The sequence below is a fragment of the Streptomyces sp. NPDC014995 genome, assembly GCF_043080745.1.
GTDB lineage: Bacteria > Actinomycetota > Actinomycetes > Streptomycetales > Streptomycetaceae > Streptomyces.
Genome location: NZ_JBIBVX010000001.1, coordinates 169,731 through 192,807, shown reverse-complemented (window position 1 = coordinate 192,807; position 23,077 = coordinate 169,731). Strand labels below are relative to the sequence as shown.

Sequence of the window (23,077 nt, the reverse complement as noted above, 5' to 3'; positions counted from 1 at the left end):
GGCGTCAGCGCTGAGCGTCGGCCGCGGATTCCCCGGCCTGGGCGATCGATTCCCGCGCCTTCGCGGCGACGTTCTCGGCAGTGAAGCCGTACTCGCGGAAGAGGACCTTGCCGTCGGCCGAAGCACCGAAGTGCTCCAGGGAAACGATGCGGCCGGCGTCCCCGACGTACTTGTGCCAGGTGAGGCCGATCCCGGCCTCGACCGCGACGCGCGCCTTCACCGACGGCGGCAGCACGCTGTCCCGGTACCCCTGGTCCTGCTCCTCGAACCACTCCACGGACGGCATGGACACCACCCGCGTCGGCACCCCGTCGGCCTGGAGCCGCTCACGCGCCTCCACGGCCACGTGCACCTCGGAACCGGTGGCGATCAGGATGACCTGGGCGTCGCCGCCCTCCGCCTCGAAGAGCACGTAACCGCCGCGCGCCGCGTCCTCGTTGGGCTCGTACGTCGGAACGCCCTGGCGGGTCAGCGCGAGGCCGTGCGGGGCGCCCTTGCCGAAGACCTTGGTGTAGCGCCTGAGGATCTCGCGCCAGGCGATCGCGGTCTCGTTGGCGTCGGCCGGGCGGACCACGTTCAGGCCCGGGATGGCACGCAGGGAGGCCAGGTGCTCGACCGGCTGGTGGGTCGGGCCGTCCTCGCCGAGGCCGATGGAGTCGTGCGTCCACACGTACGTCACCGGCAGGTGCATCAGCGCCGACAGGCGCACCGCGTTGCGCATGTAGTCGGAGAAGACGAGGAACGTACCGCCGTAGACGCGCGTGTTCCCGTGCAGCGCGATGCCGTTCATCTCCGCGGCCATGGAGTGCTCGCGGATGCCGAAGTGGATCGTGCGGCCGTAGGGGTCGGCCTCCGGCAGCGGGTTGTCGGCGGGCAGGAACGACGACGTCTTGTCGATCGTGGTGTTGTTGGAGCCGGCCAGGTCGGCCGAGCCGCCCCACAGCTCGGGGATGACCGCGCCGAGCGCCTGGAGCACCTTGCCGGACGCGGCGCGGGTGGCGACGGCCTTGCCGGGCTCGAAGACCGGGAGCTTCTCCTCCCAGCCGGCGGGCAGCTCGCCCGCGGCGACGCGGTCGAACTCGGCGGCGCGCTCGGGGTTGTTGTCGCGCCACACCTGGAACGACTTCTCCCACTCGGCCTTCGCCTCCGCGCCGCGCTCCAGCGCCTTGCGGGTGTGGGCGATGACCTCGTCGGCGACCTCGAAGGTCCGCTCCGGGTCGAAGCCCAGGACGCGCTTGGTGGCCGCCACCTCGTCGTCGCCGAGCGCCGAGCCGTGCGCGGCCTCGGTGTTCTGCGCGTTCGGGGCCGGCCAGGCGATGATCGAGCGCATCGCGATGAAGGACGGCTTGTCCGTCACCTTCTTCGCTTCCTCGATCGCGTTGTAGATGGCGTGCGGGTCGAGGTCGCCGTCCGGCTTCGGGGCGACGCGCTGCACGTGCCAGCCGTACGCCTCGTAGCGCTTGACGGTGTCCTCCGAGACGGCCGTCTCGGTGTCGCCCTCGATCGAGATGTGGTTGTCGTCCCACAGCAGGACGAGGTTGCCGAGCTTCTGGTGGCCGGCCAGCGAGGACGCCTCGGCGGAGATGCCCTCCTGGAGGCAGCCGTCACCGGCGACGCAGTACACGAAGTGGTCGAAGGGGGACTCGCCGGCCGGGGCCTCCGGGTCGAACAGACCGCGCTCGTAGCGGGCGGCCATCGCCATGCCCACGGCGTTGGCGACACCCTGGCCGAGCGGGCCGGTCGTCGTCTCCACGCCCACGGTGTGGCCGTACTCGGGGTGACCCGGGGTCTTCGAACCCCACGTCCTGAAGGCCTTCAGGTCGTCCAGCTCCAGGCCGAAGCCGGCCAGGTACAGCTGGGTGTAGAGGGTCAGGGACGAGTGGCCCGCGGACAGCACGAAACGGTCGCGGCCGGCCCAGTCGGCGTCCGCGGGGTCGTGCCGCATCACCTTCTGGAAGAGGGTGTAGGCGGCAGGCGCCAGGCTCATCGCCGTACCCGGATGGCCGTTGCCGACCTTCTGTACGGCGTCGGCGGCCAGGACGCGGGCGGTGTCCACGGCCCGCTGGTCCAACTCGGTCCACTCGAGGTCTGTGGTGGTCGGCTTGGTGCTCACCCTGAGTCAGGGCTCCTCTCCACATGTCGAATACCGGCTGCTTCGGGCGCTCGCCCACCGGCTGCCGGTGCACTGGGTGCCCACCGGCCGCTGTCGAGCCTACCCCCGTGAAGACGTGCGTTTTTTCGGGTCGTCCCAGACTGCCGGGCCTCGGGGGGATCCGCCTGCCGACTGGCCCGAATCCCAGTCGGCACATGAATACGGAGCCGCTCATCCGACTGCTCAATCGAGCTTCAGTGCGACCGATGAGCGGGCTGCCGAGAGGGGTCCGGGCACACCCCCGAGGGGCCCCCGGGAACACGACCCCACCCCCGCGGAGGGCGAGGTATGGGCAACGTCTACAGTGGCGTGGTACGCGCGAGCCTTTACCGGGACTTCACACCGGGAGGCTTGCTGGGATGTCTCTGTCAGGGGTGTGCGTGACGGCCGTTGAATCCCGTCCAGCGGGGGTTATCGGGACGAGCCAGAGCCCGAGTCGGCGGCCGGTCGGGGCCCGCGTCAAGGCGTTCGTGGCGCTGACCAAGCCGCGGATCATCGAGTTGCTGCTGATCACCACCGTCCCGGTGATGTTCCTGGCGCAGCAGGGAGTGCCGGACCTCGGGCTGGTCCTGCTCACCTCCATCGGCGGCTACCTCTCCGCGGGCGGCGCCAACGCGCTCAACATGTACATCGACCGCGACATCGACGCGCTGATGGACCGCACCTCGCAGCGCCCGCTGGTCACCGGCATGGTCAGCCCGCGCGAGTGCCTCGTCTTCGGCATCACCCTCGCGGTCGTCTCGACGCTCCTGTTCGGCCTGACCGTCAACTGGCTGTCCGCCTGGCTCGCACTCGGCGCGCTCCTCTTCTACGTCGTCGTCTACACGATGATCCTCAAGCGCCGCACCTCGCAGAACATCGTGTGGGGTGGCATCGCGGGCTGCATGCCGGTGCTGATCGGCTGGTCGTCCGTGACGAACTCGCTGTCGTGGGCCCCGGTCGTCCTCTTCGCCGTCATCTTCTTCTGGACGCCGCCGCACTACTGGCCGCTGTCGATGAGGGTGAAGGAGGACTACGCGCGCGTGGGCGTGCCGATGCTGCCGGTCATCGCCTCGAACAAGGTCGTCGCCCGGCAGATCGTGATCTACAGCTGGGTGATGGTCGCCGTCTCGCTGCTGCTGACCCTGCTCGGCTACACCGGCTGGTTCTACACGGTGGTCGCGCTGGCGGCCGGCGGCTGGTGGCTGTGGGAGGCGCACGCCCTGCAGCAGCGCGCCAAGGCGGAGACCATGGGCGTGAAGCTGAAGGAGATGCGCCTGTTCCACTGGTCCATCACCTACGTCTCGCTGCTGTTCGTGGCGGTGGCGGTGGATCCCTTCCTCCGCTAGGCACCGGTCCTTCGAGAGCCCCCGTAGGGCTGGACGGCCGGGGTGCGTGGTCAAGGCCACGCACCCCGGCCGTCGCCGTTTGATCTACCCGTCGGTAGCATCCTGACCATGGCAGACACCAAGCAGGTTGACGCGAAGGACGGGCGCAAGGTGGCCCGGCTCGCCAAGCGGATCAGCACCTTCTCCACGGCGCACGGCGGCGCCGAGGGCCAGGTCGCGTACCTCGGGGAACGCGGCGCCCGGATCGTGCTGGTCGGCGAGGACGGCGGCTGGGGCGACCTGGTGGCGCCCTCGGTGGAGATCGCTCGCAAGGCGGTGGAGAAGGCCGGGATCACCGTCCACGATGCCTTCGACGGCGAGTTCGCGGCCAAGGTGAAGACGGGGCCGTACGAGTGGACGCGCATGGCCGGGATCCAGGTCGGCGGTCCGTCCAACACCTGAGAGGCGCATGAGCAACACCTGACACCGGGTTCACCCGTTAGGCCGTGTGAGGAGTACGCCCAGCACACGGTCCAGCCGACGGGGGTCCCGGATGATCGAAACGCCGTCCCTGGTGGACCAGTACTGCCACGGCGTCCTGAGAACGGAGCTGGGCCTCGGCACCTTCGAGGCCCAGCTGGCCCGCACCGAGGGCCCGCCCGCCCCCGGCACCACCCTCTTCGACACCCAGACGGGTTTCGCGGTACGGCGCTGGTGCCCCCCGCTCCTCGGCCTGGAGCCGCACTGTCCGCCCGTCCGCTATCTCGCCCGGCGCCGGGAACTCGGCGTGCTGGAGGCGGGCCGTCGCCTGCTGCGCGGCAGCGGCATCACGACATATCTCGTCGACACCGGCCTGCCCGGCGATCTCACGGGCCCCGACGAGCTCGCGTCCGCGGGCGGCGCACAGGCCCGCGAGATCGTGCGCCTGGAACTCCTCGCCGAACAGGTCGCCGACACCTCCGGCACCGTCGAGTCCTTCCTCGCCAACCTCGCCGAGGCCGTGCACGGCGCCGCCGCGCACGCCGTCGCCTTCACGTCCGTGGCCGGTGTCCGGCACGGTCTCGCGCTCGCGCCGGAGCCGCCCGGGCCGGGGGAGGTGCGCGGCGCGGCCGGCCGCTGGCTGGCCGCACGCGCGGTCGGCGGCGAGCTGAGCGACCCGGTGCTGCTACGGCACCTGCTGTGGATCGCCGTCGCCTCGGGGCTGCCGCTCCAGCTGCACGCGGGGCTCGGCGCGCCGGACCTGCGCATCGACCGCACGGACCCGGTCCTCCTGACCGACTTCGTGCGCGCGACGGCCGGCCTCGGCACGGACCTGGTCCTGCTGCACGGCTACCCCTACCACCGCCACGCCGCCCACCTCGCGGGCGTCTTCCCGCACGTCTACGCCGACTCCGGCGCCGCCCTCGTACGCACCGGCGCCCGCGCGGCGACGATCCTCGCGGAGACCCTGGAGCTGGCCCCCTTCGGCAAGATCCTCTTCTCCACCGGCGCCCGGGGCCTGCCCGAACTGCACGTGGTGGGCGCCCGTCTCTTCCGTGAGGCGCTGGGGCGCGTGCTGGGCACCTGGGTCGCGGAGGGCGCGTGGTCGCTGGCGGACGCGCAGCGGGTCGCGGGGCTGGTCGCGGCGGGCAACGCGCGCAGGGTGTACGGGCTGGACTGACGGGCCGGGACGGGCCCCGCCGCTACGGAGCCGTTGCGTCCTACACGCGGGAGGCGAGCGTCGCCTCGGCCGCGGGACCGGTCGGGTCCGGCCCCGTCCCCGGGCGTTCCCGCAGGGCCAGGACCACCCGCACGACCGCGATCCACACCAGGGCCGAGCCGAGCATGTGCAGACCGACCAGGACCTCGGGGAGGTCCGTGAAGTACTGGACGTAGCCGATGACGCCCTGGGCGAGCAGGACCACGAACAGCTCGCGGGTGCGGTGCAGCGGCCCCTCGGGGGCGTCGACCGCCTTGAGGACGAACCACAGGGCGAACGTGAGCGACACCACGATCCAGGCCAGTACGGCGTGCACCTTGCTGACCGTCTCCCAGTCGAGCGGCATCCGCTCGACCTCGCTGGAGTCGCCCGCGTGCGGACCCGCGCCGGTCACGACCGTGCCGACCAGGATCAGCAGGACCGAGGCCGCGACCAGGCACCACACCAGCTGCTGCACGGACCTGCCGACCAGCGGACGGGGCGCCGTGTCTGCCTCCCGTGTGCGCTGCCACATGACCGTGGCGATCGCGATCAGCGCCGACGTCGCCACGAAGTGCGCCGCGACCGTGTACGGGTTGAGGCCGACGAGGACCACGATCCCGCCGAGGACCGCGTTGCTCATCACGACCCAGAACTGCGCCCAGCCCAGCCGGGTCAGGCCGCGCCGGTAGGGCTTCTCCGAGCGCGCGGCGATGATCGCCCAGCCGACCGCGGCGCACAGGACGTACGTCAGCATGCGGTTGCCGAACTCGATGGCGCCGTGGACGCCCATCGCGCTGGTGGCGGTGAGGGAGTCGGCGGTGCACTTGGGCCAGGTCGGGCAGCCGAGTCCGGACCCGGTGAGCCGCACCGCACCGCCGGTGACCACGATGACCACCGACATCACGAGCGCGGCGAGGGCCGCTCGCCGGACCGTCCGGGGGGTGGGGGTCCAGCGTTCGGCGATGAAGGCGAGGGGGTTGCGGACGGCCGCTACGGCGTCGGCGCGGGTCACGTTTGGCACGCGTTCCATCGTAGGGGGCCGCTTGTGCATGCGTTCACGAGGGGTGCCGGTGGCTCATTCCCACCGGAAGAACCTGCCGGCCGCCGCCAGACCCACCACCGCCCACACGGCCAGGATCCCCAGGTCGCCCCACGGCATCCCGGCCCCGTGCTGGAGCACGTCCCGCAGGCCGTCGGAGAGGGCGGAGATCGGCAGCAGGGCCAGGACGTCCTGGGCGCCCGCCGGGAACCTGTCCAGCGGGACGATGACCCCGCCGCCGACCAGGAGCAGCAGGAAGACCAGGTTGGCTGCGGCCAGCGTCGCCTCCGCCCTGAGCGTGCCCGCCATGAGCAGGCCGAGACCCGAGAAGGCGGCGGTGCCGAGGACCAGCAGAAGCAGGACCGCGAACGGGTTGCCCTGCGGCGACCAGCCCAGCGCGAACGCGATCACCGTCAGCAGCACGACCTGGAGGACCTCCGTGACCAGCACGGACAGCGTCTTGGCGGTCATCAGGCCCCAGCGGGGGAGCGGGGAGGACGCCAGCCGCTTCAGGACGCCGTAACGGCGTTCGAAGCCGGTCCCGATCGCCTGGCCGGTGAACGCGGTCGACATCACGGCGAGCGCGAGGATCCCGGGGGCGAGGAAGTCGACCGCCTCGCCCTTGCCCGTGTCGACGATGTCCACCGAGCCGAACAGCACCAGCAGCAGCGTCGGGATGACGACGGTGAGCAGCAGCTGCTCGCCGTTGCGCAGGAGCATCTTCGTCTCCAGCGCCGCCTGGGCCGCGATCATGCGCGGCAGGGGGGCCGCGCCCGGCTCGGGGGTGTAGGTGCCGGTGGTGGTCACGAGCGCAGCTCCTTGCCGGTCAGTTCCAGGAACACGTCCTCCAGGGTGTGCCGCTCCACCGAGATCCGGTCCGGCATCACCCCGTGCTGCGCGCACCAGGAGGTCACCGTCGCCAGCAGCTGGGGGTCGATCTTGCCGATCACCCGGTACGAGCCCGGCGTCAGTTCGGCGGCGGAGGAGTCCGCGGGCAGCGCCTTGAGCAGGGAGCCGACGTCCAGGCCGGGGCGGCCGGTGAAGCGGAGGGTGTTCTCGGCGCCGCCGCGGCACAGCTCCTCGGGGGAGCCCTGGGCGATGACCCGGCCCGCGTCGATGATCGCCACGTCGTCGGCGAGCTGTTCCGCCTCGTCCATGTAGTGGGTGGTCAGGATGACCGAGACACCGTCGGTGCGCAGGTCGCGGACCAGGTCCCAGGTGGCGCGCCGGGCCTGCGGGTCGAGTCCGGCCGTCGGCTCGTCCAGGAACACCAGCTCCGGGCGCCCCACGACGGCCATCGCCAGCGCGAGCCGCTGCTGCTGCCCGCCCGACAGCCGCCGGTACGTCGTCCGGCCGCAGCCGCCGAGCCCGAGCCGTTCGATCAGCGCGTCCACGTCCAGGGGGCGGGCATGCAGCCTGGCGATGTGCCGCAGCATCTCGTCGGCCCTGGCGCCCGAGTACACGCCCCCGGACTGGAGCATCACGCCGATCCGGGGGTGCAGCTCGCGGGCCTGTCTCACCGGATCGAGGCCGAGGACGCGCACGGTGCCGGAGTCCGGCTCGCGGTACCCCTCGCAGGTCTCGATCGTCGTCGTCTTGCCGGCGCCGTTGGGACCGAGGACGGCGGTGACGCCCGGCCGGGCCGTCAGGTCGAGGCCGTCCACAGCGGTCTTCGTCCCGTACCGCTTCACCAGGGCCTGGATCCGGACGACAGGCTCAGTTCGCATGGGTCCAGAGTCTAGGTTCGCGGGCGGGGGCTCAGGTCGGCGGGTGCGGGATCCACCCCCCCGGGGGCGCGGCCGGGTGCCGGGCGGGCGGATGCGCGATCCCCTCTTGTCGGGGCCGGTGCAGCGGCAGCCACCGCTCGGCGCAGGCCACCGCGTCCGCGACCGGGAACGGGCGCGCGTCGGCCGCGCCCACCCCGCCCCGTACGACCGGACGGTCCCGTTCGACGTCATGGCCGAGCTCGTCGAACCGGTCGGCGTCGACGGCCACCTCGGTGACGACCTCCCACCCGCCTCCGGGCGCGGGCCGGCCCACCGCCACGAGAGGCGACTCGATGCGGTATTCCGCCCGGTGGAAACTGGTGCAGCCGTCGTAGCCCGCGCCCGGCAGCAGGACGCGCGCGCCGGCTTCTCCAGCCGGGCGAGGGGGCTGCTCCCGATCTCCGCCGCGCGCGGGCCGAGCGCCGACGAGGAGGGTTTCTCCCGGTTCGTCACCCAGTCGGCGCAGCTCGGCGGCGAGGGTGTCGCGGGTGACAAGTGGGCCGGTCGGAGGGGGTGTGGGCAGGGTTCCGGAGTGTCCTCGAAGCGGGCCTTGGAGGCCGGTGGTTCCCCCGCCGCTCCGATGGACCGGTGATCGTTTCCGCAGGTCAGATTAGGTATGCCTAAGTGACGCAGCGCACCATCCGCCGGTCCGAACGCGGCTTGCCTGCCTCCGAGGAATTACGCAACAATGGCGTTGTGAAAAACGTCGGCGAGGCTCGGGCGACCCCCACGGGGGCCCCTCAGGAGGAGCTAGCGACCGGTGAGCGCTCGACGCGCAACCGGGTCGCGCGGTCCATCCTGGACCACGGGCCGTCGACCGTCACCGAACTGGCCGGACGGCTGGGGCTGACCCCGGCCGCCGTGCGCCGGCACCTCGACGCGCTGGTCGCCGACGACGTCGTGCAGGCCCGCGAGCAGCGGGTGTACGGAGCGCGGACCCGCGGACGCCCCGCCAAGGTCTTCGCCCTCACCGACTGTGGCCGCGACGCCTTCGACCAGTCGTACGACAAGCTCGCCGCGGACGCGCTCCGCTGGATCCAGCAGCAGCTCGGCGGGGACGAGGCAGTCGTCGCCTTCGCGCGCGCGAGGATCGCCGAGCAGGCCGCCGCGTACCGCGAGGCGATCGAGGCCGCCGCCCCCGAGGAGCGCACAGAAGCGCTGGCCAAGGCCCTGAGCGCGGACGGGTACGCTGCTACGGCGCGCAGCGCACCGGTCGGCGAGCAGCTGTGCCAGCACCACTGCCCGGTCGCCCACGTCGCGGAGAAGTTCCCGCAACTCTGCGAGGCGGAGACCGAGATCTTCTCCAAGCTGCTCGGAACGCACGTCCAGCGACTGGCGACCATCGCCCACGGCGACGGCGTCTGCACGACGTTCATCCCCAAGATTTCCCACACCGCATCTGCAAGCACGGCCGGGAGGAACCCCGCATGACTCTCCCCACGGAGACTGCCCACCCCGAACTCGAGGGCCTGGGCAAGTACGAATACGGCTGGGCCGACTCCGACACGGCCGGCGCCTCTGCGAAGCGCGGCATCAACGAGGACGTCGTCCGCGACATCTCGGCGAAGAAGAACGAGCCGGAGTGGATGACCAAGCTCCGTCTCAAGGGCCTGAAGCTCTTCGAGAAGAAGCCCATGCCGAACTGGGGCTCGGACCTGTCGGGCATCGACTTCGACAACATCAAGTACTTCGTGCGCTCCACGGAGAAGCAGGCGGAGTCCTGGGAGGACCTGCCCGAGGACATCAAGAACACGTACGACAAGCTCGGCATCCCCGAGGCGGAGAAGCAGCGCCTCGTGGCCGGTGTCGCGGCCCAGTACGAGTCGGAGGTCGTCTACCACCAGATCCGCGAGGACCTGGAGGAGCAGGGCGTCATCTTCCTGGACACCGACACCGCGCTGAAGGAGCACCCCGAGCTCTTCAAGGAGTACTTCGGCACCGTCATCCCGGTCGGCGACAACAAGTTCGCGTCGCTGAACACCGCCGTCTGGTCCGGCGGCTCCTTCATCTACGTGCCGCCCGGCGTGCACGTCGAGATCCCGCTCCAGGCCTACTTCCGCATCAACACGGAGAACATGGGCCAGTTCGAGCGGACCCTGATCATCGTCGACGAGGGTGCCTACGTGCACTACGTCGAGGGCTGCACCGCCCCGATCTACAAGTCGGACTCGCTGCACTCCGCGGTCGTCGAGATCATCGTCAAGAAGAACGCCCGCTGCCGCTACACGACCATCCAGAACTGGTCGAACAACGTCTACAACCTGGTCACCAAGCGCGCCGTGGCGTACGAGGGCGCGACCATGGAGTGGATCGACGGCAACATCGGCTCCAAGGTGACGATGAAGTACCCGGCCGTCTACCTGATGGGCGAGCACGCCAAGGGCGAGACCCTCTCCATCGCCTTCGCGGGCGAGGGCCAGCACCAGGACGCCGGCTCCAAGATGGTCCACATGGCGCCCAACACCTCGTCCAACATCGTGTCGAAGTCCGTCGCCCGCGGCGGCGGCCGCACCTCGTACCGCGGTCTGGTCGAGATCGGCGAGGGCGCCCACGGCTCGAAGTCCAACGTGCTGTGCGACGCGCTGCTCGTCGACACCATCTCCCGGTCCGACACGTACCCGTACGTCGACGTCCGCGAGGACGACGTGTCCATGGGGCACGAGGCGACCGTCTCCAAGGTCTCCGAGGACCAGCTCTTCTACCTGATGAGCCGTGGTCTCTCCGAGTTCGAGGCGATGGCCATGATCGTGCGCGGCTTCGTCGAGCCCATCGCGAAGGAGCTGCCCATGGAGTACGCCCTGGAGCTCAACCGGCTGATCGAGCTGCAGATGGAAGGCGCGGTCGGTTAGGACCCGCCCCCCAGCAGACGCCAGATTTCTTGACGTAGGAAGAGAGCAGACCGACAGCCATGGCTGAGGCTCAGAACATCCCCGTGGGCTCCACCACCGCGGGCCAGATCGCGGTGGCCGCAGAGTCCACCGTCGCCACGCGCATGAGCGCGCCCCCCTCCTTCGACGTGGCGGACTTCCCCGTCCCGCACGGCCGCGAGGAGGAGTGGCGGTTCACCCCGCTGGAGCGGCTGCGCGGCCTGCACGACGGCACCGCGGTCGCCACCGGCGATGGCGTGAAGGTCGACATCCAGGCCCCCGAGGGCGTCACCGTCGAGACCGTCGGCCGTGACGACGCGCGGCTCGGCAGGGCCGGCACCCCCGTGGACCGCGTCGCCGCCCAGGCCTACTCGGCGTTCGAGAAGGCCGGTGTCGTCACCGTCCCCAAGGAGGCGGTGCTCACCGAGCCGATCCGCATCGCCGTGCACGGCGAGGGCGGGGTCGCCTACGGCCACCAGGTCATCGAGCTGGGAGCCTTCGCCGAGGCCGTCGTCGTCATCGACCACACCGGTGACGCCGTGCTCGCCGCCAACGTCGACTACGTCCTGGGCGACGGTGCCAAGCTGACCGTCGTCTCCGTCCAGGACTGGGACGACAAGGCCGTCCACGTCGGCCAGCACAACGCGCTGGTCGGCCGGGACGCCACCTTCAAGTCGTTCGTCGTCACCTTCGGCGGCGACCTCGTCCGTCTCCACCCGCGCGTCCAGTACGCGGGCACCGGCGGCGAGGCCGAGCTCTTCGGCCTGTACTTCACGGACGCCGGCCAGCACCAGGAGCACCGTCTCCTCGTCGACCACAACACCCCGCACTGCAAGTCGAACGTCGCCTACAAGGGCGCGCTCCAGGGCGACGGCGCCCACGCGGTGTGGATCGGCGACGTCCTCATCGAGGCCAAGGCCGAAGGCACGGACACGTACGAGATGAACCGGAACCTGGTGCTGACCGACGGCGCCCGGGTCGACTCCGTACCGAACCTGGAGATCGAGACCGGCGAGATCGTCGGCGCCGGTCACGCCTCCGCCACCGGCCGCTTCGACGACGAGCAGCTCTTCTACCTGATGGCCCGCGGCATCCCCGCCCACGAGGCCCGTCGCCTGGTGGTCCGCGGCTTCTTCGCCGAACTCGTCCAGCAGATCGGTGTCGACGACATCGAGGAGCGCCTCCTCGTGAAGATCGACGAGGAGCTGGAGGCGTCGGTCTGATGACCACCTTCGTACGCGTCTGCGGGCTGGGCGAGCTGGAGGAGGACACCCCGAAGCGGGTGGAACTCGACGGCACGCCGGTCTCGGTCGTCCGTACCGAGGGGGAGGTGTTCGCCATCCACGACATCTGCTCCCACGCGAACGTCTCGCTCTCCGAGGGCGAGGTGGAGGACTGCCAGATCGAGTGCTGGCTGCACGGCTCCGCGTTCGACCTCCGCACCGGCAAGCCGTCCGGCCTTCCCGCGACGCGCCCCGTCCCCGTATACCCCGTAAAGATCGAAGGGGACGACGTGCTCGTCTCCCTCACCCAGGAGTCCTGAGGCACCCATGGCAACGCTTGAAATCCGAGACCTGCACGTCACCGTCGAGGCCGACAACGCCACGAAGGAGATCCTCAAGGGCGTCGACCTCACCGTGAAGCAGGGCGAGACGCACGCCATCATGGGCCCCAACGGCTCCGGCAAGTCGACCCTCGCCTATTCGCTCGCGGGTCACCCGAAGTACACGATCACCGGCGGCACCGTCACCCTCGACGGCGAGGACGTCCTGGAGATGTCCGTCGACGAGCGGGCCCGCGCCGGCCTCTTCCTGGCGATGCAGTACCCGGTCGAGGTCCCCGGCGTCTCGGTCTCCAACTTCCTGCGCACCTCCGCCACCGCCATCCGCGGCGAGGCCCCCAAGCTGCGTACCTGGGTCAAGGAGGTCAAGGAGGCCATGGAGCGCCTCAACATGGATCCCTCCTTCGCCGAGCGCAACGTCAACGAGGGCTTCTCCGGCGGCGAGAAGAAGCGCCACGAGATCCTCCAGCTCGAACTGCTCAAGCCGAAGGTCGCGATCCTCGACGAGACCGACTCCGGCCTCGACGTCGACGCGCTCCGGGTCGTCTCCGAGGGCGTCAACCGCGTCCGCGAGACCGGCGAGGTCGGCACCCTGCTGATCACGCACTACACGCGCATCCTGCGCTACATCAAGCCCGACCAGGTCCACGTCTTCTCCGGCGGTCGCATCGTCGAGTCCGGCGGGGCCGAACTCGCCGACAAGCTGGAGAACGAGGGCTACGAGGCGTACACGAAGGGTGGCGCATCCGCGTGACACAGCTGCCGGGCCTCCTCGACACCGAGGCGATCCGCAAGGACTTCCCCATCCTGGACCGACTGGTCCACGACGACCGGAAGCTCGTGTACCTGGACAACGCGGCGACCTCGCAGAAGCCGCGCCAGGTGCTGGACGCCCTGAACGAGTACTACGAGCGGTACAACGCCAACGTCCACCGCGGTGTGCATGTGCTCGCCGAGGAGGCCACGGCGCTGTACGAGGGCGCGCGCGACAAGGTCGCGGAGTTCATCAACGCGCCCAGCCGCAACGAGGTGATCTTCACCAAGAACGCCTCGGAGTCGCTGAACCTCGTCGCGAACATGCTGGGCTGGGCCGACGAGCCCTACCGCGTGGACGCCGAGACCGAGATCGTCATCACGGAGATGGAGCACCACTCCAACATCGTGCCCTGGCAGCTGCTGTCGCAGCGCACGGGCGCGAAGCTGAAGTGGTTCGGCCTCACGGACGACGGCCGTCTCGACCTGTCGAACATCGACGAGATCATCACGGAGAAGACGAAGATCGTCTCCTTCGTCCTGGTGTCGAACATCCTCGGCACGCTGAACCCGGTCGAGGCGATAGTGCGCCGTGCGCAGGAGGTCGGGGCCCTGGTCCTGATCGACGCCTCGCAGGCGGCGCCGCACATGCCCCTCGACGTCCAGGCCCTCCAGGCCGACTTCGTGGCCTTCACCGGCCACAAGATGTGCGGCCCGACGGGCATCGGCGTCCTCTGGGGCCGCCAGGAACTCCTCGAGGACCTGCCCCCCTTCCTGGGCGGCGGCGAGATGATCGAGACCGTGTCGATGCACTCGTCGACGTACGCCCCGGCGCCCCACAAGTTCGAGGCGGGCACGCCCCCGGTCGCGCAGGCGGTCGGCCTGGGCGCGGCGATCGACTACCTGACCTCGGTCGGCATGGACAAGATCCTCGCCCATGAGCACGCGCTCACCGAGTACGCGGTGCGGAGGCTGAGCGAGGTCCCCGACCTGCGCATCATCGGCCCCACCACGGCCGAGGACCGGGGCGCGGCGATCTCCTTCACGCTGGGCGACATCCACCCGCACGACGTGGGCCAGGTACTGGACGAGCAGGGCATAGCGGTCCGGGTGGGTCACCACTGCGCCCGCCCCGTCTGCCTGCGCTACGGAATTCCCGCGACCACGCGAGCGTCGTTCTATCTGTACTCCACGCCTGCCGAGGTCGACGCGCTGGTCGAGGGGCTGGAGCACGTACGGAACTTCTTCGGCTGAGGGGCGTGCTGACAAGGTGAAACTGGACTCCATGTACCAGGAAGTCATCCTGGACCACTACAAGAACCCGCACGGGCGGGGCTTGCGGGATGGCGACGCCGAGGTGCACCACGTCAACCCGACGTGCGGCGACGAGATCACTCTGCGCGTGAAGTACGACGGCACCACGATCGAGGACGTCTCGTACGAGGGCCAGGGCTGCTCCATCAGCCAGGCGAGCGCCTCCGTGCTGAACGAGCTCCTCGTCGGCAAGGACCTGCCCGAGGCGCGGAGGATCCAGGAGACCTTCCTGGAGCTGATGCAGTCCAAGGGCCGGATCGAACCGGACGACGCGATGGAGGAGGTGCTGGAGGACGCGGTCGCGTTCGCCGGTGTCTCCAAGTACCCGGCACGGGTCAAGTGCGCCCTCCTGAGCTGGATGGCGTGGAAGGACGCGACGGCCCAGGCGCTGGGCGCCGACGCCGAAAGGAAGACGGCATGAGCGAGACCGTTGAGATGAAGCCGGCCTCGGAGGAGGAACTCCGCGAGGCGCTGTACGACGTCGTCGACCCCGAGCTGGGCATCGACGTCGTCAACCTCGGCCTGATCTACGGCATCCACATCGACGACGCGAACATCGCGACGATCGACATGACCCTGACCTCGGCGGCCTGCCCGCTGACCGACGTCATCGAGGACCAGGCCAAGTCCGCCACGGACGGTCTGGTCAGCGAGCTGCGCATCAACTGGGTCTGGATGCCGCCGTGGGGCCCGGACAAGATCACGGACGACGGCCGTGAGCAGCTTCGGGCGCTCGGCTTCAACGTCTGAGGTCCACCGGCAGAGGAGAGCGGCGGCACCCCTGGGGTGCCGCCGCTCTTCCGCGTTCGCGTACCGGGCTCAGGCGAGCCCCTCCACCAGCCGGAAGGCCGAGTCGGCGCGGTACTGGCCGCCGTACTCGTAGCGCTCCAGCTTCAGCTGGAAGCGATCGTGACGGAGGAAGTAACCCGGGTAGTTCACCGACTCCAGCGCGATCGCGCCCGAGTAGGAGGAGGCGCGGGCGCAGAAGGTGGCGTCCTGCTGGAAGAGGGACGACCCGTCGTTGCGCTGCTTGACCAGGACGAAGCTGCGGTGGCGCAGGTAGGTGCCGTCCGAGGTGACGAAGGAGTGGCAGGAGGAGTCGGCGAGGCCCTTGACCAACGTGAAGGTGGAGTCCTCCCGTTGCTCGGGTCCGGAGCCGATCACATCGAGCCGGACGTAGCCGTTGCTCAGGTGCCAGTAGCGGTCGGGGTAGTTGACCGACTGCACGGACCGCCGCACGACGGCCGGCCGGGAACCGGGCGCGCCCTTGGTCGGCGACGCCGCCGGCGCGGACGGCGTGGCAGACGTACGCGGTGACGAACTGCCCTGCGGGCGCGGCGAGGCGGACGCCGAGGCCGACGCGGACGGCGACGGGCTCCTGTTCCCGGCCGACGGCGAGGGAGAGCCGCTCGCGGACGGCGAGGCGAAGGAGATCAGCCCCGAGGAGGTCTCCTTGTCGGACGTCGTCCGCCCCTGACGAGCGGCCGACGTCCCGTCAGCGGGCTGGTCGTTGAAGGCGATTGCCGTCACGCAGGCCACGATGGTGGCCAGGGCGAGCGCGCCGGCCAGCCACAGCCGTCGCGTTCCGGGTGCCCGGGAGGTGTCCGGGGCCCAACCGTTCTCCCAAGGGTGCTCCAGGGAAGGCCGGGACTTGTTGTCTGGCATGCGCTGTTCCTCTCGCGGCGCCCCTGACGGCGGCCGCGGCTGCGATGGCCCGGTGTGTGAACGGTGAAACAGTAGTGGACGGTGTGACTCGCGAGTAGCTGTTTGGGCGAGCGGTTTCCATAACGTTTTCTCACCGCCCGCCACATGACGTGAGACGCCGTCAGGTGCCCCCGCCCATCGGTGTGTACGCGCGTACACATGGGATACGTGACGCTCGCCGGAGCCATCGCGGCCGAGGTGGCCGCGACGACCGCCATGAAGTACAGCCAGGGCTTCACCAGGCTCTGGCCCTCCCTCCTGACGGCCCTCGGCTATGTCGTCTCCTTCCTCCTGCTCTCCCAGACCCTGAAGTCCGTCGGGATCGGCACGGCCTACGCGATCTGGTCCGGCGTCGGCACCGCGACGATCGCCGTCCTCGGCCTCGTACTCTTCGACGAGGCCCTCACCCTCACCCGGATCACCGGCATCCTGCTGATCGTCGGGGGAGTGGTGGTCCTGAATCTCGGCGGCGCCCACTGATGCCCGGCCGCCCACCCCCGACCGCCGGCGCTTGTTGCACCGCCCCGCCCCGCCCGCACCCCCACCGCCGCCGAGTGGGCCGAGGAGCCGGGGCCCCGGCCACCGCTGACACCGCCTCCGCACTCCCCACCGGTCGCGCTCCATCGCCGCCCAGTGGGTCGAGGCCCGCGGTCCCCTGACCACCGCCGACGCCGCCTCCGCACCCCCCCACCGGTCGCGCCCCCGACTCCCCCCGGCCCGCACCCAGCCCCCACCCCGCCCGCCACCTGAGACACCGCCCCACTGGTTGGCCTCCGCGCCCTCCCGCCGGTTAGGTTTCCCTCATGACCGACACCACTGCTCCTCGCACCACCGGCGCCGCGGCGGCCGGGCTCGCCACCATCGCCGCCGACGGCACGATTCTCGACACCTGGTTCCCCGCGCCCGAGCTGGTCGCGGAGCCCGGCCCCTCCGGCACCGAGCGGCTGTCCGCCGAGCGTGCCGCGGAGCTGCTCGGCGGAGGCGCGACCGCGGCGATCGGCCCGGACGCCCGCCGGGGTGTCGAGGTGGTCGCGGTCCGCACGGTCATCTCCTCCCTCGACGAGAAGCCGATCGACGCCCACGACGTCTACCTGCGCCTGCACCTTCTCTCCCACCGCCTGGTCAAGCCGCACGGCCAGAGCCTCGACGGCATGTTCGGCTTCCTCGCCAACGTCGCCTGGACCTCCCTCGGCCCGGTCGCGGTCGACGACATCGACAAGGTCCGCCTCAACGCGCGCGCCGAGGGCCTGCACCTCCAGGTGACGTCGATCGACAAGTTCCCGCGCATGACGGACTACGTGGCTCCCAAGGGCGTCCGCATCGCCGACGCCGACCGCGTCCGCCTCGGCGCGCACCTCGCCGCGGGCACGACCGTGATGCACGAGGGCTTCGTCAACTTCAACGCGGGCACGCTCGGCACGTCGATGGTCGAGGGCCGTATCTCGGCCGGCGTGGTCGTCGGCGACGGCTCGGACATCGGCGGCGGCGCCTCCACCATGGGCACCCTCTCCGGCGGCGGCAACGTGATCATCTCCATCGGCGAGCGCTGCCTCATCGGCGCCGAGGCGGGCGTCGGCATCGCCCTCGGCGACGAGTGCGTGGTCGAGGCCGGCCTCTACATCACCGCGGGCACCCGCGTGACGATGCCCGACGGCCAGATCGTCAAGGCCCGCGAACTCTCCGGCGCCTCCAACATCCTCTTCCGCCGCAACTCGGTCACCGGCACGGTCGAGGCCCGCCCGAACAACGCGGTGTGGGGCGGCCTGAACGAGATCCTGCACAGCCACAACTGATCACGGGCGGCCGTGACCTGCGGCTGCCTTATCGATCAACGCCGTGACCTGCTGCTGAGCTGTCGGCAGTTGTCGACGTTGGTCACCATTGAGCGCCCTTCCACGGCCCGAGGACGGCCCGGGAGGGCGCTCGTGCATGACTACCGCCCTAGGAGTTCGATTACGCCCGCCCCTGCTGCCGCCGTCGGCTGATCCGACGGCCGCCCAGGGGCGCCGCTGTGTGCTGTCGTCCAGTCTCGTTGATGTCACTGCGGATGTCAGAAGTCGCGCTGTGGGCAGCAGCTAGCGGTTGATCGGGATCTCATGGACGATCTAGCAGTGAGCGGTGGGCACCACGATGTCTCGGATTCGCCGGCGACCCCGGGCTATGCGTAAACGAGATGGTTCCCGGGACCGCGTGGACTACCGTGTAGTTATGAGTCGTTGTACAGCCCCACGCCAGGGGCATCGGACCGCCAGCGGACGTGCGGCGTGCCCCGCGTGCGGCGGCGGAGGCTACGGGTACTCATCGCCCCGGTCCTATTACCCGCCGTCGGCTTACACGTTGCGGAACACAGGCGGGGGCGGCGCTACCAGTGGGGGCAGTTCCAGTAGCGGCCGAACGCGGGCGCCTTGGTCACCAAGCACCTCCTCCGTGACTTACACGGCTGCCGAGGTGAAGGGGCTGGCTCCTGTTCGCGACGCCGCCGTGTTGCGCGCGAGTCAACAGCCAGACCTTCGCGATGTCTTCCTCTGCCACGCATGGGATGACCGACGTGGTGCTGCCAAGGAGTTGTGCCGCCTGCTGGAAGCAGAGGGCGTGTCGGTCTGGTTCAGCGAGAAGGACATCGCATACGGCCTACCGTTCATGCGGGAAATCGACAGGGGCTTGGCGAGGTCCCGTACGGGTCTCGTCCTGGTCACCCCTGCGCTACTGACACGCCTTGAGCACGGTGGCGTCTCCGACAAGGAGCTCTCGGAACTCCTTGCACGTAACCTGCTGCTCCCTGTCGTGCACGGGACGACCTACGGCGCACTTCGGAACGTCAGCCCCCTCCTTGCATCCCGAAACGGGTTCGACACAGCAGAGGATTCGATGGCAGTAGTTGCCACTAAGATCGCCGAGCTAGTCGCCGTTGACGACGACCTGATCGCACCGCCCACGGCGGCGAACTAGCTGTCCGATGGCGCGCCTGGGCGTCGCTCCCCAACTGACGCAAGCCCAAGGCACGCGAGACGGTGGCACGCTCTGCTGCGCAAAGGCCTCGGACAAAGGTCAGTCCGAGGCCTTTGCGCCGGTGCCCCGGCAGGCCTGTGCTTCTGCTGGGCCGGTCCACTGATCAAGGGTCGCGCCACCAGCGAGGCCGGCCGGTCGATTCCGCCGCACCTGACAGGCTGGTCGGCAGTCCGTCATAGTGCCATGCTATGACGCCATCGTGCCCTTGCGGAGAGACGAAGCTACCGAACCACTTGGGCTGACTGCACTTAAAGGTTCCTTCTCACAGGCTGATCGGGGAGGCAAGGGGGAGGGCATGCAAAAGGCTCCGCAGAACCAAAAGAACTGTTTCTTCATCTCGCCTATCGGGGCAGTCGGCTCCGATATACGTCGGCGGAGTGATCAGATACTCAGACACATAATCAGGCCTGCAGCCCGGGAGTGTTCCTACATAGCGACACGTGCAGACGAGATTGACAGCTCTGGCATGATCAGCACGCAAATACTAGAAAGGATCCTTGGCGACGAACTTGTAGTCGCCGATCTTACGGACCAAAACCCGAACGTCTTTTATGAACTCGCGGTAAGGCACGCCACCCGAAAGCCGTTCATACAATTGATAGCTGACGGGCAAGCGATTCCGTTCGACGTGCAGGGCATCAGAACAATCGAGGTTGACCACCGCGACTTGGATAGCGCAGCGGCTGCACGGGAGTCAATTGTGAATGCTATCCGTGCCATCGATGAGGGGCAGCCGGTTGATACGCCTATGACGTACACCTTGGACCTCCAAGATTTGCGAGGTTCGGGAAGAGTTGAGGATCGTGGAATAGCCGACATCTTGGATGTCGTGCAAAGTATTCAACGCCAGCTAGTCAGACCTAACTTCGCGGCTGAGAGGAGCGATCTAGCCGCACTCACCGAAATGGTTACTTCTTGGGTTGAAGGGGGGCTCCTTTCTCGCGCCGAGCTGCTACCCATGAAAGATAGGTTCAGGGGAAAACTGGCGGCTGTATGGTTCGAGAACCTCCTCGAAAAGGCGCCTGTCCGCTATTCTAATGAACCCCCCTTTTGAAAGGAAGAAAATAGGGTGGCTGTGTCTCAAGTCAGAAGAAAGTGCTTCATCTCGTATCACCACCAAGATGAAAGGGAGGTGCGTCAGTTCATCCAAGATTTCGATCATATGCGTGATATTTTTATAGCGCGAGGTATTGGTGCCGGGATGCCGGGCGACGTGCTTGACAGTAACAGCCGAGATTACATTATGAGGCGCGTCCGTGAACTGTATCTCCGTGACAGTACGGTTACGATCGTCATGATTGGTCAGTGCACTTGGGCTCGCCGGTATGTGGATTGGGAAATTGCGTCGACACTTCGTGATGACGTCCGCAACAAGCGCAGCGGTGTATTCGGGATTGTGCTGCCTTCGGCGGCCAATGCCCCCAAGGCTCCACCGCGGCTAGAGGACAACCTGGCTTCAGGATATGCTCAGTGGTATCACTACCCAGCCAGCGCGACGCAGTTGTCTCGCATGATTGAAACGGCGTACTCGGCTCGCGAAACGGTTAAACCGAAAAACGATAGGCTTCTCTTTTCGCGCAATAGAGAGTGTCGCCCGTGATGCCGCCTCAGCTCAAGGACGAGGACCTCCCTGACCTCTTCAAGGCAGCGGACGCGACGTCACTAAACGGTCAGAAGCTCTATCTCCGTGGAACAAAGCTTCGCTTGTCCTTCGCCGTACTGGCTGCAGTTCTAGCTGTGTTCTCGCTTGAGGTGGATGGAAAGTGGGACGTCGCTGCGCTGGGGGTGGCTCTTGCGTTCCTAGCCACGCTCCTTGTCGAAATTTGGCTACTGCTTAGCAAGCCAGAACGTGACTGGTATGACGGGCGCGCTTTCGCCGAATCAATCAAGACTCTGGCATGGCGCTACTCAGTCGCATCAGCTCCCTTTTCAATCCAATCAGAGGCGGAGCAGCACTTCGTTAACGAGATCGGGAAACTGATCGCGGAAGCTCCATCCGATTCGATAGTGGTATCGTCCCCGGTTCATATTACGGAAAGGATGATTGCGCTTCGTCAGGCGCCGCTGGAGGTGCGACGCGAGGTATATTTGAAGGGTCGTATCGAGGACCAGCTGAAGTGGTATTCTAGGAAATCTCGATTCAACGTGCGATTGGCTCGCAGGTGGCGCGTCGCGTTGATAACGATCGAGGGAGTCGGGGTTATCTTGGCCATCCTAAAAGCCGGTCAGGTATTTTCGATAGATTTTCCAGGAATTGCGGCTGCAGTCTTGGGGGCAGGGTCTGCCTGGTTTGCGGTTCGGCAATACGAGTCACTGGGGCGCGCCTATGCTTTCGCGGCCAATGACCTCAGTACTGTGTATGCCAGGCTTCAACACATCTCGGAAGAGGGCGTATGGGCACAGGAGGTGGCAGATGCAGAGGAGGCCATTAGTCGGGAGCACACTATGTGGCGTGCTTCTCGCGGAGCCTCATGACGGACTTTGACGGAAGAGGTCGGCGGAGCGGCTTTGGGCTGGAGCTGCTTTGGGGCGAGTGATCTTGGCCCCGTAAGCTGATGGCGAGTCGGGCAGTCTGTGGACCTGCCCGTTAAAGCACGACGTTGGGGCCAAGATTTTAGAGGCTCGCCCCAAAGTGGCTGCCTAAAGCCGTGGAGCCGACCGCCCCAGCCACAGAGGGTGTCTCCCCACTTCATGCCCGCAGCCGCCGAGCGTGCCGCCGGGCGCGGCCAGCCGGGGCGAAGACAGGAGGCAGGCCGCGCCGCAGAGGCGGCGCGCGCCCGCGCCGTGCGCGGGCCTTGATGAAGTAGGGAAAGTTGTACCGCACCCATGATCGAACCCGCTCGATCGTGGCCTGTCGGCTCACCGCTCGTCTCGGCTACCGTTCCTTGCATGCCTTCTGCACTGGACACGCCTCAGGGAGCGGCCGAACTCGCCGAGTCCCTGCTTCCCCAGCTCGGGAATCGCTGGCTGCACACTCAGGCCGTGGCCGCTCAGGCGCGTGAGGCTTCCGCGGCTGTGTCCGAGGCTGACCGGGATCTCCTCGTCGCCGCAGCGTGGCTGCATGACATCGGTTACGCCCCCGAGCTGCGCGAGACCGGGTTCCATCCCCTCGACGGTGCCCGTCACCTGGAAGCACTGGGTGCGCCGGCGCGTCTGGTGCGGCTCGTCGCTCACCACTCCGGGGCCGTGTACGAAGCAGAGCAGCGCGGTCTGTCGGCAGAGTTGGCCGTCTACGAGCGGGAAGACTCCCCCGTCCTCGACGCGCTGATCTTCGCCGACATGACGACCGGCCCCGCCGGGCAGTCCTTCCCCTTCGACACGCGCATTGACGAGATCCTCGTCCGCTACGAGCCGGGCAGCGAGGTGCACAACGCGATCAGCAAGGCACGTCCTTACCTCCAGGCCGCCGTCGAGCGAACTCTCGACCGCATGGCCGCTCAGCCGATGTAGGGCTCGGTCCGGTCGGCCAGTCCGTGCTCGATCCGCATGCGCATCGACGGGTGGATGTTCAGCTCGTCCAGCCTGCTCGGATCGACGAATGCCACTTCCTTGCTCTCGCTGCTCGTCCGCAGCTGGCCGCCGACGATGCGGGCATGGAAGCAGATCGAGAACTGCTGGCGCACCTCGCCGTCGTCGTAGGCCATGACGTGTCCGGGATTCGTGTAGATCCCGACCAGGCCGGTGACCTCGACGTCGAACCCGGTCTCTTCCTTGGTCTCACGTACAGCCGCGTCGGGCGCTGACTCGCCCAGGTCGATGCCGCCTCCGGGCAGGGCCCACAGATCGTTGTCGGTCTTGTGGATCAGCAGGACCTCACCGGCCTCGTTGCGGGCCACGGCGGTCACGGAGGGGACGAGGCTGTTCGCCTTCGGGGCGTTCGGATCGTTGAAGTAGTCGACGCGTGCCATGCGTTCAGCGTCGCAC

The 23,077-nt window shown here is 68.5% G+C and carries 25 protein-coding genes and 1 pseudogene; 19 read left to right on the top strand and 7 right to left on the bottom strand.

The genetic code is table 11. The features are described 5' to 3' along the window. Positions 1 to 4: 4 nt before the first annotated feature. On the bottom strand, positions 5 to 2,113 hold the full coding sequence (gene tkt, locus ACF1A1_RS00920) for a transketolase (RefSeq protein ID WP_391644024.1): 2,109 nt from the start codon (positions 2,111 to 2,113) through the stop codon (positions 5 to 7). Between the two features lie 398 nt (positions 2,114 to 2,511). On the opposite strand from tkt, the gene ACF1A1_RS00915 reads away from it, so the two are divergent. From ACF1A1_RS00915 to ACF1A1_RS00905, 3 genes are all read left to right on the top strand, one after another. Continuing rightward, positions 2,512 to 3,480 carry a heme o synthase gene (locus tag ACF1A1_RS00915; RefSeq protein WP_391644022.1) on the top strand — a complete coding sequence of 323 codons (969 nt, stop codon included), beginning with the start codon at positions 2,512 to 2,514 and terminating at the stop codon, positions 3,478 to 3,480. A gap of 108 nt (positions 3,481 to 3,588) precedes the next feature. After that, the gene (locus ACF1A1_RS00910) at positions 3,589 to 3,921 is read left to right on the top strand and encodes a hypothetical protein (protein WP_391644020.1); all 333 of its coding nucleotides are present in this window, start codon (positions 3,589 to 3,591) and stop codon (positions 3,919 to 3,921) included. Between the two features lie 91 nt (positions 3,922 to 4,012). Further along, a complete protein-coding gene (locus tag ACF1A1_RS00905) occupies positions 4,013 to 5,119 on the top strand; it encodes an amidohydrolase family protein (RefSeq protein ID WP_391644018.1) in 1,107 nt (368 codons plus the stop codon). A 40-nt stretch (positions 5,120 to 5,159) separates the two neighbouring features. Here the strand turns inward: ACF1A1_RS00905 and ACF1A1_RS00900 are convergent, their stop codons facing one another. From ACF1A1_RS00900 to ACF1A1_RS00885, 4 genes and pseudogenes are all read right to left on the bottom strand, one after another. Further along, positions 5,160 to 6,170, bottom strand: a complete 1,011-nt coding sequence (locus ACF1A1_RS00900; protein WP_391644016.1) for a heme A synthase — start codon at positions 6,168 to 6,170, stop codon at positions 5,160 to 5,162. Positions 6,171 to 6,215: 45 nt separating this feature from the next. After that, on the bottom strand, positions 6,216 to 6,932 hold the full coding sequence (locus ACF1A1_RS00895; RefSeq protein WP_391645294.1) for an ABC transporter permease: 717 nt from the start codon (positions 6,930 to 6,932) through the stop codon (positions 6,216 to 6,218). Positions 6,933 to 6,982: 50 nt separating this feature from the next. After that, positions 6,983 to 7,906, bottom strand: a complete 924-nt coding sequence (locus tag ACF1A1_RS00890; protein WP_391644014.1) for an ABC transporter ATP-binding protein — start codon at positions 7,904 to 7,906, stop codon at positions 6,983 to 6,985. Between the two features lie 31 nt (positions 7,907 to 7,937). Continuing rightward, positions 7,938 to 8,377: pseudogene (locus tag ACF1A1_RS00885) on the bottom strand (AAC(3) family N-acetyltransferase); the annotation flags it as partial. Positions 8,378 to 8,641: 264 nt separating this feature from the next. Here ACF1A1_RS00885 and ACF1A1_RS00880 point away from each other — a divergent pair. Genes ACF1A1_RS00880 through ACF1A1_RS00845 form a run of 8 tightly spaced genes read left to right on the top strand, consistent with a single transcriptional unit; the run spans position 8,642 to position 15,190 of the window. Continuing rightward, a complete protein-coding gene (locus ACF1A1_RS00880; RefSeq protein ID WP_391644012.1) occupies positions 8,642 to 9,376 on the top strand; it encodes a helix-turn-helix transcriptional regulator in 735 nt (244 codons plus the stop codon). After that, positions 9,373 to 10,794 carry a Fe-S cluster assembly protein SufB gene (gene sufB / locus ACF1A1_RS00875; protein WP_391644010.1) on the top strand — a complete coding sequence of 474 codons (1,422 nt, stop codon included), beginning with the start codon at positions 9,373 to 9,375 and terminating at the stop codon, positions 10,792 to 10,794. The genes ACF1A1_RS00880 and sufB overlap by 4 nt, the downstream gene beginning before the upstream one ends. A gap of 59 nt (positions 10,795 to 10,853) precedes the next feature. Further along, on the top strand, positions 10,854 to 12,035 hold the full coding sequence (gene sufD, locus ACF1A1_RS00870) for a Fe-S cluster assembly protein SufD (protein ID WP_391644008.1): 1,182 nt from the start codon (positions 10,854 to 10,856) through the stop codon (positions 12,033 to 12,035). Continuing rightward, positions 12,035 to 12,355: a non-heme iron oxygenase ferredoxin subunit gene (locus ACF1A1_RS00865; protein WP_391644006.1), complete on the top strand. Its 321-nt coding sequence runs from the start codon at positions 12,035 to 12,037 to the stop codon at positions 12,353 to 12,355. The genes sufD and ACF1A1_RS00865 overlap by 1 nt, the downstream gene beginning before the upstream one ends. 7 nt (positions 12,356 to 12,362) lie before the next feature. Continuing rightward, positions 12,363 to 13,127 (top strand): Fe-S cluster assembly ATPase SufC, encoded by a 765-nt coding sequence (sufC, locus tag ACF1A1_RS00860; protein ID WP_128437116.1) that lies wholly within the window; start codon positions 12,363 to 12,365, stop codon positions 13,125 to 13,127. Beyond that, entirely contained in the window at positions 13,124 to 14,380 is a 1,257-nt protein-coding gene (locus ACF1A1_RS00855; protein WP_391644004.1) for a cysteine desulfurase, read from the top strand. Before sufC ends, ACF1A1_RS00855 begins: the two co-directional genes overlap by 4 nt. Positions 14,381 to 14,396: 16 nt before the next feature. Continuing rightward, positions 14,397 to 14,861: a Fe-S cluster assembly sulfur transfer protein SufU gene (sufU, locus tag ACF1A1_RS00850; protein WP_391644002.1), complete on the top strand. Its 465-nt coding sequence runs from the start codon at positions 14,397 to 14,399 to the stop codon at positions 14,859 to 14,861. Further along, complete coding sequence (locus tag ACF1A1_RS00845; RefSeq protein WP_094214784.1) at positions 14,858 to 15,190, top strand: metal-sulfur cluster assembly factor; 333 nt, start codon at positions 14,858 to 14,860, stop codon at positions 15,188 to 15,190. Before sufU ends, ACF1A1_RS00845 begins: the two co-directional genes overlap by 4 nt. Before the next feature lie 69 nt (positions 15,191 to 15,259). Here ACF1A1_RS00845 and ACF1A1_RS00840 read toward each other — a convergent pair whose 3' ends face one another. After that, positions 15,260 to 15,667 carry an AbfB domain-containing protein gene (locus ACF1A1_RS00840; protein ID WP_391644000.1) on the bottom strand — a complete coding sequence of 136 codons (408 nt, stop codon included), beginning with the start codon at positions 15,665 to 15,667 and terminating at the stop codon, positions 15,260 to 15,262. Here ACF1A1_RS00840 and ACF1A1_RS00835 point away from each other — a divergent pair. The 8 genes from ACF1A1_RS00835 to ACF1A1_RS00800 all read left to right on the top strand — a co-directional run bounded on the left by ACF1A1_RS00835 (position 15,654) and on the right by ACF1A1_RS00800 (position 22,603). Then, the gene (locus tag ACF1A1_RS00835) at positions 15,654 to 15,917 is read left to right on the top strand and encodes a hypothetical protein (protein WP_391643998.1); all 264 of its coding nucleotides are present in this window, start codon (positions 15,654 to 15,656) and stop codon (positions 15,915 to 15,917) included. The two genes, ACF1A1_RS00840 and ACF1A1_RS00835, sit on opposite strands and share 14 nt — an antisense overlap. 386 nt (positions 15,918 to 16,303) lie before the next feature. Continuing rightward, positions 16,304 to 16,624, top strand: coding sequence for a DMT family transporter (locus ACF1A1_RS00830; RefSeq protein WP_391643996.1), 321 nt, complete (start codon positions 16,304 to 16,306; stop codon positions 16,622 to 16,624). 323 nt (positions 16,625 to 16,947) lie between these two features. Then, the gene (gene dapD, locus ACF1A1_RS00825) at positions 16,948 to 17,937 is read left to right on the top strand and encodes a 2,3,4,5-tetrahydropyridine-2,6-dicarboxylate N-succinyltransferase (RefSeq protein WP_391643994.1); all 990 of its coding nucleotides are present in this window, start codon (positions 16,948 to 16,950) and stop codon (positions 17,935 to 17,937) included. Between the two features lie 634 nt (positions 17,938 to 18,571). Further along, complete coding sequence (locus ACF1A1_RS00820) at positions 18,572 to 19,093, top strand: toll/interleukin-1 receptor domain-containing protein (RefSeq protein ID WP_391643992.1); 522 nt, start codon at positions 18,572 to 18,574, stop codon at positions 19,091 to 19,093. 355 nt (positions 19,094 to 19,448) lie between these two features. Continuing rightward, entirely contained in the window at positions 19,449 to 20,207 is a 759-nt protein-coding gene (locus ACF1A1_RS00815) for a hypothetical protein (protein WP_391643990.1), read from the top strand. Positions 20,208 to 20,222: 15 nt separating this feature from the next. Further along, positions 20,223 to 20,753, top strand: coding sequence for a TIR domain-containing protein (locus tag ACF1A1_RS00810; RefSeq protein WP_391643988.1), 531 nt, complete (start codon positions 20,223 to 20,225; stop codon positions 20,751 to 20,753). Next, positions 20,753 to 21,628, top strand: a complete 876-nt coding sequence (locus ACF1A1_RS00805; protein WP_391645292.1) for a DUF4231 domain-containing protein — start codon at positions 20,753 to 20,755, stop codon at positions 21,626 to 21,628. Before ACF1A1_RS00810 ends, ACF1A1_RS00805 begins: the two co-directional genes overlap by 1 nt. A 414-nt stretch (positions 21,629 to 22,042) precedes the next feature. Beyond that, the gene (locus ACF1A1_RS00800) at positions 22,043 to 22,603 is read left to right on the top strand and encodes an HDIG domain-containing metalloprotein (protein ID WP_391643986.1); all 561 of its coding nucleotides are present in this window, start codon (positions 22,043 to 22,045) and stop codon (positions 22,601 to 22,603) included. Here the strand turns inward: ACF1A1_RS00800 and ACF1A1_RS00795 are convergent. Then, positions 22,591 to 23,061, bottom strand: a complete 471-nt coding sequence (locus tag ACF1A1_RS00795) for an NUDIX hydrolase (RefSeq protein ID WP_391643984.1) — start codon at positions 23,059 to 23,061, stop codon at positions 22,591 to 22,593. The genes ACF1A1_RS00800 and ACF1A1_RS00795 overlap by 13 nt on opposite strands. Positions 23,062 to 23,077: the final 16 nt, after the last annotated feature.

Excerpts from the sequence above, each read along its gene's own strand:
- ACF1A1_RS00915 (WP_391644022.1), top strand. The coding sequence starts at position 2,512 with ATGTCTCTGTCAGGGGTGTGCGTGACGGCCGTTGAATCCCGTCCAGCG.
- ACF1A1_RS00910 (WP_391644020.1), top strand. The coding sequence starts at position 3,589 with ATGGCAGACACCAAGCAGGTTGACGCGAAGGACGGGCGCAAGGTGGCC.
- ACF1A1_RS00905 (WP_391644018.1), top strand. The coding sequence starts at position 4,013 with ATGATCGAAACGCCGTCCCTGGTGGACCAGTACTGCCACGGCGTCCTG.
- ACF1A1_RS00900 (WP_391644016.1), bottom strand. The coding sequence starts at position 6,170 with ATGGAACGCGTGCCAAACGTGACCCGCGCCGACGCCGTAGCGGCCGTC.
- ACF1A1_RS00895 (WP_391645294.1), bottom strand. The coding sequence starts at position 6,932 with ATGATCGCGGCCCAGGCGGCGCTGGAGACGAAGATGCTCCTGCGCAAC.
- ACF1A1_RS00890 (WP_391644014.1), bottom strand. The coding sequence starts at position 7,906 with ATGCGAACTGAGCCTGTCGTCCGGATCCAGGCCCTGGTGAAGCGGTAC.
- sufB (WP_391644010.1), top strand. The coding sequence starts at position 9,373 with ATGACTCTCCCCACGGAGACTGCCCACCCCGAACTCGAGGGCCTGGGC.
- sufD (WP_391644008.1), top strand. The coding sequence starts at position 10,854 with ATGGCTGAGGCTCAGAACATCCCCGTGGGCTCCACCACCGCGGGCCAG.
- ACF1A1_RS00865 (WP_391644006.1), top strand. The coding sequence starts at position 12,035 with ATGACCACCTTCGTACGCGTCTGCGGGCTGGGCGAGCTGGAGGAGGAC.
- sufC (WP_128437116.1), top strand. The coding sequence starts at position 12,363 with ATGGCAACGCTTGAAATCCGAGACCTGCACGTCACCGTCGAGGCCGAC.
- ACF1A1_RS00845 (WP_094214784.1), top strand. The coding sequence starts at position 14,858 with ATGAGCGAGACCGTTGAGATGAAGCCGGCCTCGGAGGAGGAACTCCGC.
- ACF1A1_RS00830 (WP_391643996.1), top strand. The coding sequence starts at position 16,304 with ATGGGATACGTGACGCTCGCCGGAGCCATCGCGGCCGAGGTGGCCGCG.
- dapD (WP_391643994.1), top strand. The coding sequence starts at position 16,948 with ATGACCGACACCACTGCTCCTCGCACCACCGGCGCCGCGGCGGCCGGG.
- ACF1A1_RS00815 (WP_391643990.1), top strand. The coding sequence starts at position 19,449 with ATGCAAAAGGCTCCGCAGAACCAAAAGAACTGTTTCTTCATCTCGCCT.
- ACF1A1_RS00805 (WP_391645292.1), top strand. The coding sequence starts at position 20,753 with ATGCCGCCTCAGCTCAAGGACGAGGACCTCCCTGACCTCTTCAAGGCA.
- ACF1A1_RS00800 (WP_391643986.1), top strand. The coding sequence starts at position 22,043 with ATGCCTTCTGCACTGGACACGCCTCAGGGAGCGGCCGAACTCGCCGAG.
- ACF1A1_RS00795 (WP_391643984.1), bottom strand. The coding sequence starts at position 23,061 with ATGGCACGCGTCGACTACTTCAACGATCCGAACGCCCCGAAGGCGAAC.